Source organism: Deltaproteobacteria bacterium, from assembly GCA_003696105.1.
In the GTDB taxonomy this organism is placed as follows: Bacteria; Myxococcota_A; Polyangia; order Haliangiales; family J016; genus J016.
In genome coordinates, this window is record RFGE01000270.1 from 1 (window position 1) to 15,550 (window position 15,550).

The following is a 15,550-nucleotide window of genomic DNA, read 5'->3' on the forward strand; positions in this document are numbered from 1 at the left end:
CAAGAAGGGCAAGAAGGGCAAAAAGGGGCACGACAACGATCGCGAGCTGCTGCTGGTGAGCCTCGGGGCGTCGATCAGCTTCGGCTATACGCTCGATCCAGGCCTGCTCGGCCTGCCCAACGAGCCGATCCTCGCGGACAACCACCACATCCCGCGACTCGCCGACCTGCTCGAGGACGTGTTCGGCATCGAAGTCGACGAATACAACCTGTCGGTCCCCGGCGCGACCTCGGGAGAGATCGCCGCCGACCAGCTGCCCGATGCACTCGAGGAGATCGCCCGGTACGAGCATGGCGCCGTGATCACGGTCGAGGCCGGCGGCAACGACCTGCGCGCGTTCCAGGCGCAGTACTTGCCCTATTGCACGAGCACCGATCCGGCCGACCTCGGCGTGTGCTTTTACCAACTCAACGTCACGCTCACCGGGGTCGAAGACAACCTGCGCACCATTCTCGGATCGCTGCGCGAGGTTGCCCCCGATGCACCGATCCTGGTGCAGACCCAGTACAACCCGCTGTACGGGCAGCTTCCGGACGGGACGCCGTGCGCGCCCGCGTCGCTGGCCGCGTTCGCGGACGCGGTACTCGAGGGTGACCCGGCGACCAACGGCGCGCCCGTGCTCGGCATGAACCCGCGCATCCGCCAGATCGCCGCCGAATACGGCGCCGAGGTCGCGGACGTCGCCGGCCTCCTCTACACCACCGGCCAGTACGACAACCCGATCTACTACAGCTCCGACTGCACCCACCCGGCCGGCACCCGCGACGCGGTCGCCTACCTCGGCTTGCCGGAAGACGAGGTCGGCGCGGGCTTCGAGGCGCACTTTGGCGCGTTCGCGTTCGCGCTGGCGAAGGCACTGCTGCCATAGCCGCCCCGTCCGTGCGCGCGCCCGCGTCGCCGCCCGCGGCGCGGGCGCGTCGCCGTTTCGGCGCGCGCGCCGCCGGGTCATGCTCCGGGCTGCGCGAGCCACATCGCGAACCGGCGCACCAGGTTGGCCGCAACCGTGCGCCGGTAATCGGCGGTCGACCGCACGTCGTCGATCGGCGCGATGTCCGCGAGCGCGGCGTCGGCCGCGCGCTGTGCGATCTCCGCGGTCGGAGACTGGCCGATGATCTCGGCCTCCGCGGCGCGCGCGCGCATGGGCCGGTCGCGCACCGCGCCGAGCCCGATGCGCGCGTTGGTGACCACGCCCGAGGCGTCGACCCGCGCGGCCGCAGCGATCGCAACCTTCGAGATCGACTGCGCTCGCCGCGTGCCGACCTTGCGCCAGAACTGGCGGAGACCGGCCGCGGCGGCCGGAATGCGAACCGCGACGATCAGCTCGTCGGCGCGCAGCGCGGTCTGGCGATAGCCAGTGCAGAACTCCTCGTACGGCACGAGCCGGTCGCCGTCGACCGACGCGACTTCGATCGCCGCGTCGAGCGCGAGCAGCACCGGCAGCGAATCGCCAACCGGCGACGACGTGCCGACGTTGCCGCCGATGGTGGCGCGCGCCTGGATTTGCAGGGCGCCGATCTCGCGGGCCGCGGCGGCGAGCGCGGGCGCATGCGCGCGCAGGCGGTCATCCCGCGCGATCCGCGCAAACGGGGTGGCCGCTCCGATGCGGAGCGCCCCCTCGGCGGTCCGATCGATGCCGGTGAGCGCCGGCAGCCCGAACAGGTCGATCACGCCCGGCGGCCGCGGCCGCCGCACCGCCCCGACCATCGCGTCGGTGCCGCCCGCGAGCACGAGCCAGTCCGGGTGATCGGCCCGGGCTCGCAACGCATCGCGCAGCGACCGCGGGCGCACGTACGCGGTCACCGCCCCCTCCGTCGCGCCTGTGCGTCGGCGACCGCATCGACGATCCGCTGGTAACCGGTACACCGGCACAGGTTGCCCGCGAGCAGCTCGCGGATGCGCGCGCGCGACGCGCCGGGCTCGCGGTCGAGCGCGGCGATCGCGCACAGCACGATGCCCGGCGTGCAGATCCCGCACTGGGCCGCGCCGTGGTCGATCAGCGCTCGCTGCACATCGGCGAGCACGCCGTCGGCGGCGACCCCCTCGACGGTCACGACCGCGCGGCCGGCGATCTGGGCGACCGGGACCAGGCACGCGTTGACCGGATCGCCATCGACGAGGACGGTACACGCGCCGCACTCCCCCTCGCCGCACCCTTCCTTGGTGCCCGTGAGTCCCAGGTCGCGGCGCAGCACGTCGAGCAGCCGGTCGAGCGGGTCGACATCGACCTCGCAGCGCCGTCCGTTGATGTCGAATGAGATGTTCATACGGCCATCCTCGCGCGCAGCGCACGCTCGATCCGCTCCGGCAGCGCCGGGACGGCGTCGATTGCGACGCCGAGCGCGTCTTCGATCGCGTTGGCGACCGCGGCGGCCGGCCCGTCCATCGGAATCTCGCCCACCCCCTTGGCGCCGTGCGGCCCGTACGGGTACGGCTCCTCCACCAAGATGGTGTCGATCTCGGGTGCGTCCCAGAACGTCGGGATGATGCAGTCGGTCATGCTCGCGTTCACCACGCGGCCATCCCGGTACGCGACTCGCTCCCACAACGCCCAGCCGAGCGCCTGCAGCGTGCCCCCCTCGATCTGGCCCTTCACGATGAGGGGGTGGATCGCCTTGCCGACGTCGACCGCGTGCACGCATCGCTCGATCGCCACCTCGTAGGTGTCCAGATCGACCGCGACGTCGACCAGACACGCGGCCCAGCCGTAGACCGGATACGCGGCTCCCGTGTAGGTCGCGTCGTCCCACTGGATGCCCGGCGGTGGCTCGTAGGTGACCGTCTCGGCCGCCTCTCCTGCCGTGCCGGCGTACGCGCGGGCGACGGCACACAAGTCGCCCGCGTCCATCCCCCGCTCCGCCGCCCACGCCACGAGCCGGTCCCGCAGCGTCGCGGCGGCGCGCTCGACGACGCGCCCGACCACCATGCAGGTGCGCGAGGCCACCGTCGGCCCGCTGTCGGGGACGCGATCGGTCGATGGCTCGGCGACGGTCACGCGGGCCACATCGACGCCGAGCGCGGCCGCCGCGATCTGCGCGAAGGTCGTCACCGCCCCCTGGCCGATGTCAGTCGAGCTGGCGCGCACTTCGAAGCCACCGGTCGGTGTCGTTGCCACCGTCGCCTTGCCCTGCAACCGCGCCTCGCCGCTGCCGGTGAACCCCGCGCCGTGAAAGTACAGCGCGACTCCCCGGCCCCGGCGCTGCTCGCCGGCGGCCGTGCCGAGTCGCTCGGCCGGCTGAGCCGGGTCGGCGGCGCGCGCCGCGACCGCCGCGAGCACGGCCTCGCTGCCCACGCTGAACTCGAGCGTCTGGCCGGTCGCGGTGACGTCTCCGACCCGGAGCATATTGCGCCGCCGCAGTTCGATCGGGTCGAGCTGCAGCGCGCGCGCGGCCTTCGCCATCTGCCGCTCGTAGGCGAACGTGGTCTGCGGCGCGCCGAAGCCGCGGAACGCCCCGTGCGGCGGCGTGTTCGTGGCGACCGCACGGCCGACCACGCGCACGTGATCGAACCGGTACGGCCCCGCCGCGTGCAGCACCGCGCGCGACAACACCACCGGTGACAGCGTGACGTACGCGCCGCCGTCGAGCACCACGTCGACGTCGCACGCGACGGTGCGCCCGTCGCGCGACAGCCCGAGTCGATGGCGTACGCGCGCGGGATGACGCTTGGTCGTCGCGGCGATGTCCTCGGCGCGGTCGTAGACGATCTTGACCGGCGCGCCGGCGGCGCGCGCGAGCAGCGCGGCGTGCGCGGCGATCATCGACGGATACTCCTCCTTGCCGCCGAAACCGCCGCCGGTGACCGCCTGCGTCACGACCACGCGGTCGCCGGTCGTCCCGAACAGCCGCACCAGCGCCTTGTGAACGTAGTAGGGGCACTGCATCGAGCCGATCACGCGGACGGCGTCGCCGTCCCACTGCGCGATCATCCCCTGCGGTTCGATATACATCTGTTCTTGCGCGCCCGTCGTGTACGTGCCCTCGACGACCACGTCGCACGACGCGAGCGCGGCGTCGATGTCGCCACCGCGGCGGATCTCGTAGCGCGCAAACACGTTGTCGTCGCCGTGAAGGAGTACGTCGCCGGCGAGCGAGGCTTCGATCGTGTGGATCGCCGGCAACGGATCGATGTCGACCTCGATGTGGGACAGGGCGGCGGCGGCGAGTTCCGCGGTGGGCGCGGCGACGAGCGCGAGCGGCTCCGCGACGTGGCGAACGCGACCGCCGACCGGCACGAGAGCCGGCTGGTCGTCCTCGATGAGCGCCACCACATTGGCACCGGGGATGTCCGCGGCGGTCACCACGACGACGGCGTCCCAGTCGAACCCGGGCCGGCGCCGGATCGCCCGGAGCACGCCGTGCGGCACATCGCTGCGCAGCGTGCGCCCGATCCAACAGCCCGGCACGCGCAGGTCGTCGACATAGCGGGCGGTGCCGGTCACCTTCGCCGCGCCGTCCACTTTGGGAATCGACGCGCCGACCGCCGCGGTCGCCTTGTCCCGAGACATTCTCCGTGCATACCACGACCGCGCGCGCTGTCGGCGCGGACCGCCGTCAGTGGGCCAGCGCGAACGCGATGGCCGCGGCGAGCGCGCCCGCGACGGCGGCCGCCGCGAGCACGGCCCAACGCGGCCACCGGCTCGGCGCGAGCACCGCGCCTCCGCGCGCTCGGGCGGCGTGTACCGAAACGCCACCGCTCGCGCCGGGCCGCACCGGTGACGGGACCGCGCCGGCCGCGCGGCGCGGCGGCTCGCTCGCCCTCGGCCATCGGCGCGGCGTCGGGGGCGTCGCGCGGGGCGTGAGCAGTGCGCGCAGATCGCGCGGCTTGTCTCGCCGGTCGAGCACGGTGACGACCTCGCCGTCGTCAGGGTGTAGCACGACGCGGCCCCGCGCGGCCGGGTCGATCGCCGCCGCTTGTGCTGGACCGGGCGCTCGCCGGCCGGCCGGTAGCGGTTCCGGAGCGTTCGCCGGCGCGGCGGCCGCCGCCCCGCGCGCACCGGCTCGGCCGGCGGCAGCCGCGTCCCACGCCGGAGTGCCGCCCCGCCCGCCGTCGGTCCCGCGCGGCGGCAGGTGGACGCCGGCGGCCCCGAGTGGGCTCCGCGCCATCGCGTGCGCGGCGCGGGGCGCCCGCCGGGTCGGCGCCACTCCGCGTGTGGTGGGCGTCGGGTCGTCGCCGGTGTCCAGGCGCGCGTCGCCGTCGACGATCTCCAGGTCGACCTCGAGGTCGTCGACGGCGCCGACGCCCCACGGGACCGTCGCGGACCGGCGCGGCGAAGGAGCGCGCTCGGACGGGTCCTCCGCGCGCGCTACGCGCTCGGCCCATGCAGCCACGTCCCGCGGGCTGTGGTGCAGGCGGAAGCGGAGCGCCACGTCGACGAGCGCGTCGCGCATGGCGCCCGCCGTCTGCCAGCGATCGTCCGGTTCGGGCGCGAGCGCGCGCAGCACCACCGCGTCGATCTCGGGCGGGCAGTCGGCGCTGCGCCGCGACGGCGGCTCCACCGCCCCGCACATGATCTGCCGGAGCGTCTGGTAGTCGTCGCGAATCGGGAACAGCCGCCGTCCGGTCACGAGTTCGTAGGCGATGACCCCCGCCGAGAAGATATCCGAGCGCGCATCGACGTCGCGCGCGCGCAGCGCCTCGGGCGACATGTAGCCGGTCTTGCCCTTGACGAGGCCGCTGTGCGTGCGCAGGTCGGCAGTCGCCGCCTTCGCGATGCCGAAGTCGATGATGCGCACGTGCCCCGCGTCGTCGACCATCAGGTTCGACGGCGACAGATCGCGGTGCACGATGCCCAGCGACCGCCCGTCGGGGCCGCGCAAGCCGTGTGCATAGTCGAGCGCTTCGCACAGCTCGGACAGCACGGCGATCGACACGCCCAGCGGCGGCGGCCCGACGCGGCGCATCGCGCGCAGCAGCGCCAGCAGCGTCTGCCCGCGAATGTACTCCATCGCGAGGTAGTGGATGTCGCCGATCTTGCCGAAGTCGTGCACGCGCACGATGTTCGGGTGCCGGAGCATCGCCGCGAGCCTGGCCTCGCGCGCGAACTGGCGAACGAACGACGGATCGTCGGCGAGGTGAGGCAGCATGCGCTTGACGGCGACCTCCAGCTCCACCCCCGCGTGGCCGACCGCGACGGCGCGAAACACCTCCGCCATCCCGCCGACGCCGAGGCGCTCGAGCAGCCGGTAGCGACCGAACATCTCTCCGCCCACCCAGGTCACGGAGCGGATTCTATGCGCCGCGGCCGTTCATGACGAACGAAGGTTGCGCACATAAAAAGTTCCCTGCCCGCGCGCCCGCCCGCGCCGGCGTCGCGGCGGCCCCGCGCCTCCGCCGGCCGCGGTACCCCCGCGCGCGGAGAGCCTCGCCGTCCCATCGCCGGCGCCGCCGGCCCGCCGCGACTGCTACGCTCCGCGCATGCACGGCCCTCGCCGCCCTCGCACGGACCGCCCCGCCTCCGGCCGCGGCACCGCGGCCAACCCCGCGGGCCGTTTCGCCAGCGAGCGCGTCGTGCCCGTCGACGACGGCTGGACCCCGAGCGACGCGCCCGCGCCGCCGATCCGAACGCAGCTCACCCCGGAGCGCAGCCGGTCGATCATCACGACCAACGACTCTCCGGACGTCCCGTTTTCGCGGTCGATCAACCCCTACAAGGGATGCGAGCACGGCTGCGTGTACTGCTTCGCGCGGCCGACCCACGCCTACCTCGACCTGTCGCCCGGTCTCGACTTCGAAAGCCGCATCGTCTACAAGCCCGACGCCGCGCGCCTGCTCGAGCGCGCGTTGCGCAAGCCGGGGTACCGGCCCGAGCCGATCGCGCTCGGCGCCAACACGGACCCGTACCAGCCGGCCGAGCGCGAGCTGCGCATCACGCGCGCGCTGCTCGAGGTGCTCGCCGCCTATGCCCATCCGGTCGGCGTCGTCACCAAGTCGAACCTCATCCTGCGCGACACCGATTTGCTCGCCGACCTCGCTCGCCGCGGCCTGGCGCACGCGCTGATCTCGATCACGACGCTCGACCGCGACCTCGCACGCCGCCTGGAGCCGCGCGCGCCGACTCCGGACCGCCGGCTCGACGCGGTGCGCGCCCTCGCCGATGCGGGCGTCCCGGTCGGCGTGCTCGTGTCGCCGATCATCCCGGCGATCAACGACGGCGAGATCGAAGCGATTCTCGAAGCCGCCGCCGCCGCCGGTGCCCGCGCCGCCGGCACGATCCTCGTGCGCCTGCCGCACGAACTCAAAGACCTGTTCGAAGGCTGGCTGGACGACCACTACCCGCTGCGCAAGCCGCGCGTGCTCGCCCGCATCCGCGACGCGCGCGGCGGCCGGCTGTACGACAGCCGCTGGGGCACGCGGATGCGCGGCGTCGGACCGTACGCCGATCTGCTGCGGCGCCGGTTCGACGTCGCCGCCCGCCGGCTCGGGCTCGACCGGGAGCTGCCCCCGCTCGACGCCGGCCAGTTTCGCGTCCCGCCGCGCGCCGGCGATCAGCTCGCGCTGTTCGACGGCTGAGCGCCGCGCACGACATCACACGAACAGCATCTGGGCGCCCTCGGTGAGGTCGATGAAGTCCATCGCCGTCAGCACGTCATCGACCTCGTCGATCAAGTCCTCGCGCTTGACGTCGAACATCTGCATCGCCAGCTCGCACGCGTACAGCTTCGCCCCCGAGTCCTTGAGGATCTGGAGAAATTCGCGCACGGGCGGGATGTCGAGTTCGGCCATCTTCTTGCGCATCATCTTGCTGGTGACGTGCTCCATGCCGGGCAGGCCGCCGACCAGCGTCGGGATCGGCAGCGACGGATTGCCCACGGTGGACACGTGCAGATCGTCCACCTTCTCCTTGCGGATCAGGTCCAGCCCCCAGAAGGTGAAAAACAGGCTCGCGTCGTGACCGGCCATGCGGGCGGCGTTCGCCAACACGAGGCCCGGATAGGCCATGTCGAGGCTGCCCTTGGAGCAGATGATCGCGAGATGCCGCGGGGGCGGTTCGGCGGCCGGACGGTCGCCGGGGCCGGCCTCGCTCGCAACGGCGTCGGTGTGGATGGCAGTCATGGGTCCCTCCCGTGGATGGTGTTGGTTGCAGTCAAAACGGTCGCCGGCGAGACGGTGGCGCCGCGCGCGAGCCGGTCACAGGCAGGACTTCGGCTTCGGCACGCCGGCGAGCTGCGCGATCCGCTTGCCCGGAGCCTTGGGAAACAGCCGGTAGATGTCCTTCATCCCCGTACCGGTTTCCTTCGACACGCGGCGCAGCCCGGGCGTCTTGCCGGTCGCGATCGCGTCCTCGCGGACGAAATTGATCAGCTTCCAGTGCTCGGGGGTGAGTTCGAGGCCCTCGGCCCGCGCGAGCGCCTCCGCATACGCGGGCGTCCAGTCGTTGACCCATTCCTGATCGTTGGTTGCAGTGACAGCGGTCATGACATCCTCCTGTCGTTGGTTCGCGTCGTCGCAGGCGGGCTACGCCGCGAGATCGGTGCCCTCGACCTCGTCGGGCGGCACCTTGCCGGCCATCGACATCGCGGCGGGCACCGGGATCGCGCGGCCGGGCAACAGCAGGTTCCAGTACGCCCAGCGGAACGCGAGCTTGCCCCAGTGGTTGATCCGGCTCTCCTTCAGCAGCCGGAACGGGCCGACGTGCGGTCGCGGGAACCGACCGGGCAGCGGCTCGACGTCGTAGTTGAAGTCGATCAGCATCGCCTTGCCGAACCCGGTTTCGACGAAGCAGTTGGCGTGGCCGTCGAACGTCGGCTCGGGCGGCTCGCCGCGCACCGCGCGCAGCAGGTTGTCCTCGAGCATCTCGGCCTCGAAGTGAGCCACCGAGCCGGCCTTGGATGCCGGCACGTCGGTCGCGTCCCCGAGGACGAAGATCCGCTCGTGGTCCCGCGCCGCGAGGGTGCGCGGATCGGTCGGCACGAACGCGAGTTCATCGCCGATTCCCGACTGCTCCACCCACGCCGCGCCCGAGTGCGTCGGGATCGACACGAGCAGGTCGTAGTCGACGGTGCGTTCGTCCCAGCTCACCAGCTTGCGCGCTTCGCCGTCGACCGTGCCCGTGCTGAATTGCGACACGACCTCGACGCCCTTGCGGGCGAGCAGATCCCCGAGCAGCCGCGACGCGATCGGGCGGGTGAACGCGCCGTCGAGCGGCGTCACGTACACCAGGTCGACGCGATCCCGGATCCCCTTGCGGGTGAAGTACGCGTCGGCGAGGAACGCGAACTCCAACGGCGCGACGGGGCACTTGATCGGCATCTCGACGACGTTGATCGCCAGCCGGCCGCCGTGGAACCGGTCGAGCGCCGCGCGCAGCGCCACCGCGCCGTCGAGCGTGTAGAAGTCGAACGCCGTGTCCCGCCAGCCCGGCCCGGTGAGCCCGTCGACCAGGTCCGGGCGAACGCGCGCCCCCGACGCGACGACGAGCCAGTCGTAGGCGAGCGCGTCGCCGGACGAAAGCCGCACGGTTCGCGCGGCCGGGTCGACCGCGACGACGGCGTCGCGGACCCAACGGACCGCGGCGTCGAGGGTGCGCTCGCGCGGTCGGACGAGCCCGTGTTCGTCGCGCGCGCCGAACGGCAAGAACAGCAGGCCGGGTTGGTATAGATGATCGGTTTCGGGGTCGACCACGGTCACCCGCCAGCCCGCGTCCAGCCGGCGCACCATTCGATTGGCGAGGGTCGTGCCCCCGGTGCCCGCGCCGATGATGACCAGTTCCTTCATGGCGTCACCTCTTCGTTGTCGCCATCGGGTAACGCAAGGGTGAGGCCACAATCTAACCATTTGAAATCACGTGTATCCTTGATTTTTTCGAGCCAACGGTCGCAACACATCGTTTCACCGTGAAACACTACGATTCACGAATGCGAGACGAAATGTTTCAGACGACTCCGCCGTCGTGGGCCGCCGTGGACGCGGCCTTCGCGGCCCTCGGACGCGCGGTCTTGCTCGCGGACGCCACCGGGCGGGTCGTTTACGCGAGCGACGCGCTCGACCGGCTCGCGTGTGCCGGCGCGTGTGCCCGCGCGACCGGCAAGCCGATCGACGCGCTCCTCGGCCCGGGCCTGCTCGCCGCCCCCGACGGCAGCGTCGAACGGCTCGCCCCGGGCGAGCGCCGCGAAGGCCGCCGCGCGTTTTTGCACTGCCCGCACACCGGCGCCCAGCTCGTGTCCGTCACGGTGGCCGGCGTGCGGGAAGGTCAGCTGCCGGCCGCGCCGGCCGACGCGCGCTATTTGATCGTGGTCCGGCCCGCCGAGCAGGACGACGACCTGCACGCCTCGGCGGCGGCGGTCGCCGCGGGCCTGGTCGCGCGGTCCCCCGCCATGCTCGCGATCGTGCGCACCATCGAGGCGCTTCGCCAGAGCGAGGCGACGACGCTGATCACGGGCGAAAGCGGCACCGGCAAGGAGGTCGTCGCCCGCGCGATCCACGCCACGTCGCCGCGCCGGCGCGGCCCGTTCGTCGCGATCAACTGCGGGGCGTTGCCGCCCGGAGTACTCGAAAGCGAGCTGTTCGGCCACGCGCGCGGCGCGTTCACGGGCGCCGTCCGCGACCGCGCGGGGCATCTGGAAGCCGCCGCCGGCGGCACCCTGTTTCTCGACGAGATCGGAGACCTGCCGCTTCCGTTGCAGGTCAAACTGCTGCGGGTCTTGCAAGAGCGCCAGTTCCCCCGCGTCGGCGAGACGCGACTGCGGCCGTTTACCGCCCGCGTGATCGCCGCGACGCACGTGGACCTCGAATCGGCCGTCGCCAACGGCTCGTTCCGCGACGACCTGTATTATCGGCTGCGCGTGATCCCGATCGCGATCCCGCCGCTGCGCGAGCGGCCCGAGGATCTCGAGCCGCTGGTGCGCGCGCTGCTCGGCCGGGTGTGCGCGCGCACCGGCCGCCAGGTGGCGCTCGCGCCCGACGCGATGGCGGCGCTGGCCCGGTACGACTGGCCGGGCAACGTGCGCGAGCTCGAAAACGCACTCGAGTATGCGGTGGCGCTGTCGACGGGACAGACGATCCACGTCGACGACCTGCCGGAGACGGTACGGCACGGGGCGGCCGCGTGCACCGCGCCGGAAGCCGCGCAGGCGGCCGGCGGGGACGCATCGCCGGCGGCGCGGCCGCCCCCCCCGGCCCGTCCGCCCGCCCGGCCGGCGGCGGCCTCCACCGGGCGGACGACGGCCGACGCCGGCGAGGCCGCGCGCGTGCGCGCCGCGCTCGACGCCCACCGCTGGAACCGGACGGCGACGGCGCGGGCCCTCGGCATCAGCCGGTCCACGCTGTGGCGCAAGATGCGCGCGCTCGGCCTGTAGCCGGCGGGCGAGCGGGAATATTCCGCGGAGTCGGCCGGTTGCGCCGCAAAAACGCCGGTGTTAGATCGGCGAGCGGACATCCCCATGATTCAGGTCCAGAATCTCGCGAAGTTCTACGGCGGCAAGCGCGCCCTCGGGCCGGTGTCGTTCGACATCGAAGACGGCGAGTGCGTGGGCTTTTTGGGTCTCAACGGCGCGGGCAAGACCACGGCGCTGCGCATCCTCGCGTGCGACCTGCGCCCGTCCTCTGGGAGCGTGCGCGTCGGCGACATCGACGCCGTTCGCGATCCCCACGAGGTCCGCAAGCTGGTGGGATTCCTGCCGGAGACGCCGCCGGTGTACCCGGAGATGACCGTCGGCGACTACCTGGCGTTCGCCGGCCGCCTGCGGGGCATGGGCAAAGAGGACCTCCGCCGGCGCATCCCGGAGGTCGAGGACCTCACCCACCTGCGCGACGTACACGACGACCTGATCGCCACGCTGTCGCACGGCTACCGCCAGCGCGTCGGCGTGGCCCAGGCGATCGTCCACAATCCGACGCTGCTCATCCTCGACGAGCCGACCCGCGGCCTCGACCCGGTGCAGATCGTGGAGATGCGCAACATGATCCGCGCGCTGCGGGACCAGCACACGGTCATCCTGTCGAGCCACGTCCTCACCGAGGTGAGCAAGACCTGCGACCGACTGCTTGTCCTCGGCAACGGCACGATCGTCGGGTCGGGCAGCGAAACCGACCTGTCGGCCGACGTGCTCGCGAGCCGCCACATCCTGGTCGCGGTGCGGCCGTCCGGCGAGGTCTACCGCGACGCCGCCAGCGCGTCGCAGTCTCAAGCGACCAAGGCGATCCGCGAGTGCGTCGAGGGCGTCGAGGGCGTCACCGGCGTGACGGCCACCGGCGTGACCGACGGCGCAATCGAGTTCGATGTCACCGCCACCGACGACGTCAGAGCCGCTCTCAACCGCGCCCTCGTCGAGGCGGGGCACGACGTGATCCGCCTCGACCGGGTCGAGCGCGAACTCGAGAACATCTTCCTGCAGCTCGTCCACGGAGGGTCCGATGCGCAAAGCCGCGATCATCTATCGGCGTGAGCTGGGCGCGTACCTCAAGTCGCCGACCGGCTACATCGTCTCCGCCGCGGTGCTGTTGATCCAGGGCATCCTGTTTTACACACAGGCCCTCGGTCCGCGCGGCGGCGCGCGCCTGTCCGGCGAGGTCCTCAGCCACTTCTTCATGTGGGCCAGCGGGCCGACCGCGGTCGGTGCCCTCGTGCTGTCGCTGCGGCTCGTCGCGCAAGAACGGCAGACCGGCAGCCTCGTGTTGCTGAACACGTCGCCGGTGCGCGAAGCGGAGGTCGTCGCGGGCAAGTTTTTCGCCGCGTTCACCTTCCTCGCCGGTGCGACCCTGCTGAGCTTCTACCTGCCGATGTTGATCCTCGTCAACGGCAAGATCTCGCTCGCGCACGTCGTCGCGGGGTACAGCGGCCTGTTGCTGTTCGGCGCCGCGTGCCTGGCGATCGGGATGTTCGCCACCGCGGTCGCCCCCGACCAGCTCATCGCGGCCGTCGTCGGCGGGATCCTCACCGCCGCCCTGTACTTCGCCTACTACCTCGCCAAGGAGATGTCGCCGCCGCTGCGGGGCGTCTTCGAAGGCATCGCGATCTGGCACAAACATTACTGGCCGTTCATGCGCGGCATCGTGCACCTGCAACACGTGGTCTACTACCTGGCCATCATCTACTTCTTCCTGGTGCTCGCCACCAAGACGCTGGAGGCGCGGCGATGGCGGTAAACGCGCGGCGGTGCCCCTGGTGGCTCACGTGGGCGTTCTTCGGCGCCCTCGTGGCGGTCTTCGTCGGCGAGCGCCCGCTGGGCGACACCGGCGTGTGGCGCGCGGTCTTCTCGGGCGCCGGATTCGGCTTCGCCGTGATCGCGACAGCGTGGCGCGCGTGGGCGTGGCTCGGCTCGCGCGGCGACCGGCGGCGCATCCACGGCATCCTGCTGGCCGGCTACGCTGGGTCGGTGGCCGCGCTCGTCCTGTACTTCCTCGGCAGCGACCTGATCGCGCCGGAGCCGTCGCGGCTGTGGAGCGCGACGCGCGCGGCGTGGCCGATCCTGTTGGCGTGCTCGCTGTTGCCCGCGCTGGCGGCACAGTGGGCCATCGGATCGCCGCGCGCCGCGGTGAGCAGCGACTTCGACGAGGCGCGCGTCGAAGCGCTCCGCGTCGTCGAGCTGGCGGTGTCCGCCCTCGACGTGGCGGTCGTCGCCAGCTTCCTGTTCCTCGCCGTGTTCATCGCCAAAGAGCGCGACACGAAGTGGGACGTGAGCTACTTCAAGACGTCCGCCCCGGGTTCGGCCACGGTCAACATGGTGTCGAGCCTCGACGACAAGCTCCAGGTGTTGTTGTGGTTCCCTCCGGTCAACGAGGTCAAGGACGAGGTCGAGGGCTACTTCACGGCGCTGGCCGCCAAGACCGGCAAGGTCGAGATCCAGCTCAAGGACCGCATGGTCGACCCGGCGCTGGCCAAGAAGTACCGGGTGAGCAAGGACGGCATCGTCACCCTCGTCAAGGGCGATCAGCACCGCAACATCACGCTCGACGACGATATCGCCCGGGCGCGCGCCAAGCTGCGGGAACTCGACGGCGAAGTCCAGAAGGCATTCATGAAAATCGCGCGCGCGGCGCGCACGGTGTACTTCACGGTCGGGCACGGCGAACTCAACGACCCGAACGCGCGTCCGAAGGGCGTGCGCGATCCGTTCTCGCAAGTGCGGGCGATTCGCGACCTGATGACGATGCTCAACTATCGGGTCAAGGACCTCGGCCTGCGGCAAGGGCTCGCGCAAGACGTGCCGGACGACGCGGCGCTCGTGATGATCCTTGGCCCGACGGTGCCGTTCATGGACGCCGAGCTCGACGCGCTCGACCGGTATCTGGCCAAGGGCGGCGCTGTGTTCATGGCGCTCGAACCGAACACCGAGGTCCAACTCGGGCCGCTCGCCCACCGCCTCGGCATCGAGCTGAACTCGGCGCCGCTGGCCGACGACCGCCAGTTCGTGGTCAAGGACCGGAGCCCCGCGGACCGGTTGAACATCGTCACCGACCAGTTCTCGTCGCACGCATCGATCACGTCGCTGTCGCGAGCGCGCGCGGGCTCGGGCATCTTGCTGCTCGGCGCGGCGTCGCTCGACGAGGCAGACTGGGGCGATGCGTGGACCGCCGAGAAGCCAAAGCGAACGTTCGTCGTCAAGTCGCTGGCGTCGACGTTCCGCGACGAAAATCGCAACTACCAGTTCGACGCGGACAGCGAAAAGCGCGCCGCCTACAACTTGATGGCCGCGATCGAGGGGCCGAAGCCGGCAGACGACAACAACTCGGGCGACGGCGAAGGCGACCAAAAGGACGCGACCAAGCGCGACGACCAGCCGCGGCGGATGCGCGCCTTCGTCGTCACCGACGTTCACTTGTTGTCCGACGGCGTACTCGCGCAGATCCAGCTCAACGGCAACCTCGTGCTCGACGCGCTCAAGTGGGTGAGCGGCGACGAGGAGTGGTCGGGCGAGGTCGAATCCGAGAAGGACGTGCCGATTCAGCACACCAAGGACAAGGACGTCGTGTGGTTCTACACCACGATCGCCGGCGCTCCGCTGCTCGTGCTCGGCGCCGGCCTGCTCGGCGTGCGCCGCCTGCGCCGCCGCCGGAGGAAGCAGTCATGAAGCGCGGACCGATCATCCACGGCGTTCTGCTCGTCGCCACGGCGGCGTTCGCCTACCAGACGTGGACGCGCGACAAGACCGTCAAAGTCGAACGCGCCCAGTTCGTACTGTGGGATGGACGGCCGGCCGATATCGTGTCGGTGGACTACGACGTCAAGGACAAGCGCACCATTCACATCGAGCGCCGCAGCGATGACCAGGGCAGCTATCTGTGGGGCATCGCCACGCGCACGACCATCATCCCCGCCAAGAAGTCCGCGCCGGGCGGCGACCAGGCCGGCGCGGGCGCGCGCGACGCCGGCGTGGCCGAGCCCGAGCCCCAGCCCGAGGTCAAGACCACCACCAAGGAGTTCCCGGTCGGGGAGTCCGGCGACAAGCTGCTGGAGGGGCTTGCGCCGATGCGGGCGCTGCGCGAGCTGGGCGCGCTCACCGACGAACAGCGCAAGGAATACGGTCTCGAGGACGCCGGGACCCAGCTCACGGTGAACTTCCAGTCCGGCAGTCACACCCTGATCCTCGGCGGTCGCGTCTACGGCGGCAAC

Annotated in this window: 14 protein-coding genes; 7 read left to right on the forward strand and 7 right to left on the reverse strand. The window is 71.6% G+C overall.

Annotated elements, in window-relative coordinates; all coding sequences use genetic code 11:
- A partial coding sequence (locus D6689_17315) for an SGNH/GDSL hydrolase family protein (GenBank protein ID RMH39192.1) occupies positions 1–868 on the forward strand: 868 nt, incomplete at its 5' end.
- 77 nt (positions 869–945) lie between these two features.
- On the opposite strand, the gene D6689_17320 is transcribed toward D6689_17315, so the two are convergent.
- Genes D6689_17320 through D6689_17335 form a run of 4 tightly spaced genes read right to left on the reverse strand, consistent with a single transcriptional unit; the run spans position 946 to position 6,218 of the window.
- Positions 946–1,869: a hypothetical protein gene (locus D6689_17320; GenBank protein RMH39193.1), complete on the reverse strand. Its 924-nt coding sequence runs from the start codon at positions 1,867–1,869 to the stop codon at positions 946–948.
- On the reverse strand, positions 1,797–2,264 hold the full coding sequence (locus D6689_17325) for a (2Fe-2S)-binding protein (GenBank protein ID RMH39194.1): 468 nt from the start codon (positions 2,262–2,264) through the stop codon (positions 1,797–1,799). Before D6689_17325 ends, D6689_17320 begins: the two co-directional genes overlap by 73 nt.
- Positions 2,261–4,504 carry a xanthine dehydrogenase gene (locus D6689_17330; GenBank protein ID RMH39195.1) on the reverse strand — a complete coding sequence of 748 codons (2,244 nt, stop codon included), beginning with the start codon at positions 4,502–4,504 and terminating at the stop codon, positions 2,261–2,263. Before D6689_17330 ends, D6689_17325 begins: the two co-directional genes overlap by 4 nt.
- Before the next feature lie 46 nt (positions 4,505–4,550).
- On the reverse strand, positions 4,551–6,218 hold the full coding sequence (locus tag D6689_17335; protein RMH39196.1) for a serine/threonine protein kinase: 1,668 nt from the start codon (positions 6,216–6,218) through the stop codon (positions 4,551–4,553).
- Between the two features lie 196 nt (positions 6,219–6,414).
- On the opposite strand from D6689_17335, the gene D6689_17340 reads away from it, so the two are divergent.
- Positions 6,415–7,509, forward strand: coding sequence for a PA0069 family radical SAM protein (locus tag D6689_17340; protein ID RMH39197.1), 1,095 nt, complete (start codon positions 6,415–6,417; stop codon positions 7,507–7,509).
- Positions 7,510–7,524: 15 nt separating this feature from the next.
- On the opposite strand, the gene D6689_17345 is transcribed toward D6689_17340, so the two are convergent.
- The 3 genes from D6689_17345 to D6689_17355 all read right to left on the reverse strand — a co-directional run bounded on the left by D6689_17345 (position 7,525) and on the right by D6689_17355 (position 9,714).
- Complete coding sequence (locus D6689_17345; GenBank protein ID RMH39198.1) at positions 7,525–8,052, reverse strand: hypothetical protein; 528 nt, start codon at positions 8,050–8,052, stop codon at positions 7,525–7,527.
- A 75-nt stretch (positions 8,053–8,127) separates the two neighbouring features.
- Positions 8,128–8,415 carry a TusE/DsrC/DsvC family sulfur relay protein gene (gene tusE, locus D6689_17350; protein RMH39199.1) on the reverse strand — a complete coding sequence of 96 codons (288 nt, stop codon included), beginning with the start codon at positions 8,413–8,415 and terminating at the stop codon, positions 8,128–8,130.
- A 39-nt stretch (positions 8,416–8,454) separates the two neighbouring features.
- Positions 8,455–9,714, reverse strand: a complete 1,260-nt coding sequence (locus D6689_17355; protein ID RMH39200.1) for an NAD(P)/FAD-dependent oxidoreductase — start codon at positions 9,712–9,714, stop codon at positions 8,455–8,457.
- Between the two features lie 152 nt (positions 9,715–9,866).
- Here D6689_17355 and D6689_17360 point away from each other — a divergent pair, with 152 nt between their 5' ends.
- From D6689_17360 to D6689_17380, 5 genes are all read left to right on the forward strand, one after another.
- Positions 9,867–11,294, forward strand: a complete 1,428-nt coding sequence (locus D6689_17360) for a sigma-54-dependent Fis family transcriptional regulator (protein RMH39205.1) — start codon at positions 9,867–9,869, stop codon at positions 11,292–11,294.
- An 84-nt stretch (positions 11,295–11,378) separates the two neighbouring features.
- Positions 11,379–12,383 carry an ABC transporter ATP-binding protein gene (locus D6689_17365; protein RMH39201.1) on the forward strand — a complete coding sequence of 335 codons (1,005 nt, stop codon included), beginning with the start codon at positions 11,379–11,381 and terminating at the stop codon, positions 12,381–12,383.
- Positions 12,352–13,083, forward strand: a complete 732-nt coding sequence (locus D6689_17370) for a hypothetical protein (protein RMH39202.1) — start codon at positions 12,352–12,354, stop codon at positions 13,081–13,083. Before D6689_17365 ends, D6689_17370 begins: the two co-directional genes overlap by 32 nt.
- Positions 13,074–15,008, forward strand: coding sequence for a hypothetical protein (locus D6689_17375; protein RMH39203.1), 1,935 nt, complete (start codon positions 13,074–13,076; stop codon positions 15,006–15,008). The genes D6689_17370 and D6689_17375 overlap by 10 nt, the downstream gene beginning before the upstream one ends.
- Positions 15,005–15,550, forward strand: a 546-nt coding sequence (locus D6689_17380) for a hypothetical protein (protein ID RMH39204.1), incomplete at its 3' end; no start/stop codon positions are given. The genes D6689_17375 and D6689_17380, both read left to right, overlap by 4 nt.

Excerpts from the sequence above, each read along its gene's own strand:
- D6689_17325 (RMH39194.1), bottom strand. The coding sequence starts at position 2,264 with ATGAACATCTCATTCGACATCAACGGACGGCGCTGCGAGGTCGATGTC.
- D6689_17330 (RMH39195.1), bottom strand. The coding sequence starts at position 4,504 with ATGTCTCGGGACAAGGCGACCGCGGCGGTCGGCGCGTCGATTCCCAAA.
- D6689_17340 (RMH39197.1), top strand. The coding sequence starts at position 6,415 with ATGCACGGCCCTCGCCGCCCTCGCACGGACCGCCCCGCCTCCGGCCGC.
- D6689_17345 (RMH39198.1), bottom strand. The coding sequence starts at position 8,052 with ATGACTGCCATCCACACCGACGCCGTTGCGAGCGAGGCCGGCCCCGGC.
- tusE (RMH39199.1), bottom strand. The coding sequence starts at position 8,415 with ATGACCGCTGTCACTGCAACCAACGATCAGGAATGGGTCAACGACTGG.
- D6689_17355 (RMH39200.1), bottom strand. The coding sequence starts at position 9,714 with ATGAAGGAACTGGTCATCATCGGCGCGGGCACCGGGGGCACGACCCTC.
- D6689_17360 (RMH39205.1), top strand. The coding sequence starts at position 9,867 with ATGTTTCAGACGACTCCGCCGTCGTGGGCCGCCGTGGACGCGGCCTTC.
- D6689_17365 (RMH39201.1), top strand. The coding sequence starts at position 11,379 with ATGATTCAGGTCCAGAATCTCGCGAAGTTCTACGGCGGCAAGCGCGCC.
- D6689_17370 (RMH39202.1), top strand. The coding sequence starts at position 12,352 with ATGCGCAAAGCCGCGATCATCTATCGGCGTGAGCTGGGCGCGTACCTC.
- D6689_17375 (RMH39203.1), top strand. The coding sequence starts at position 13,074 with ATGGCGGTAAACGCGCGGCGGTGCCCCTGGTGGCTCACGTGGGCGTTC.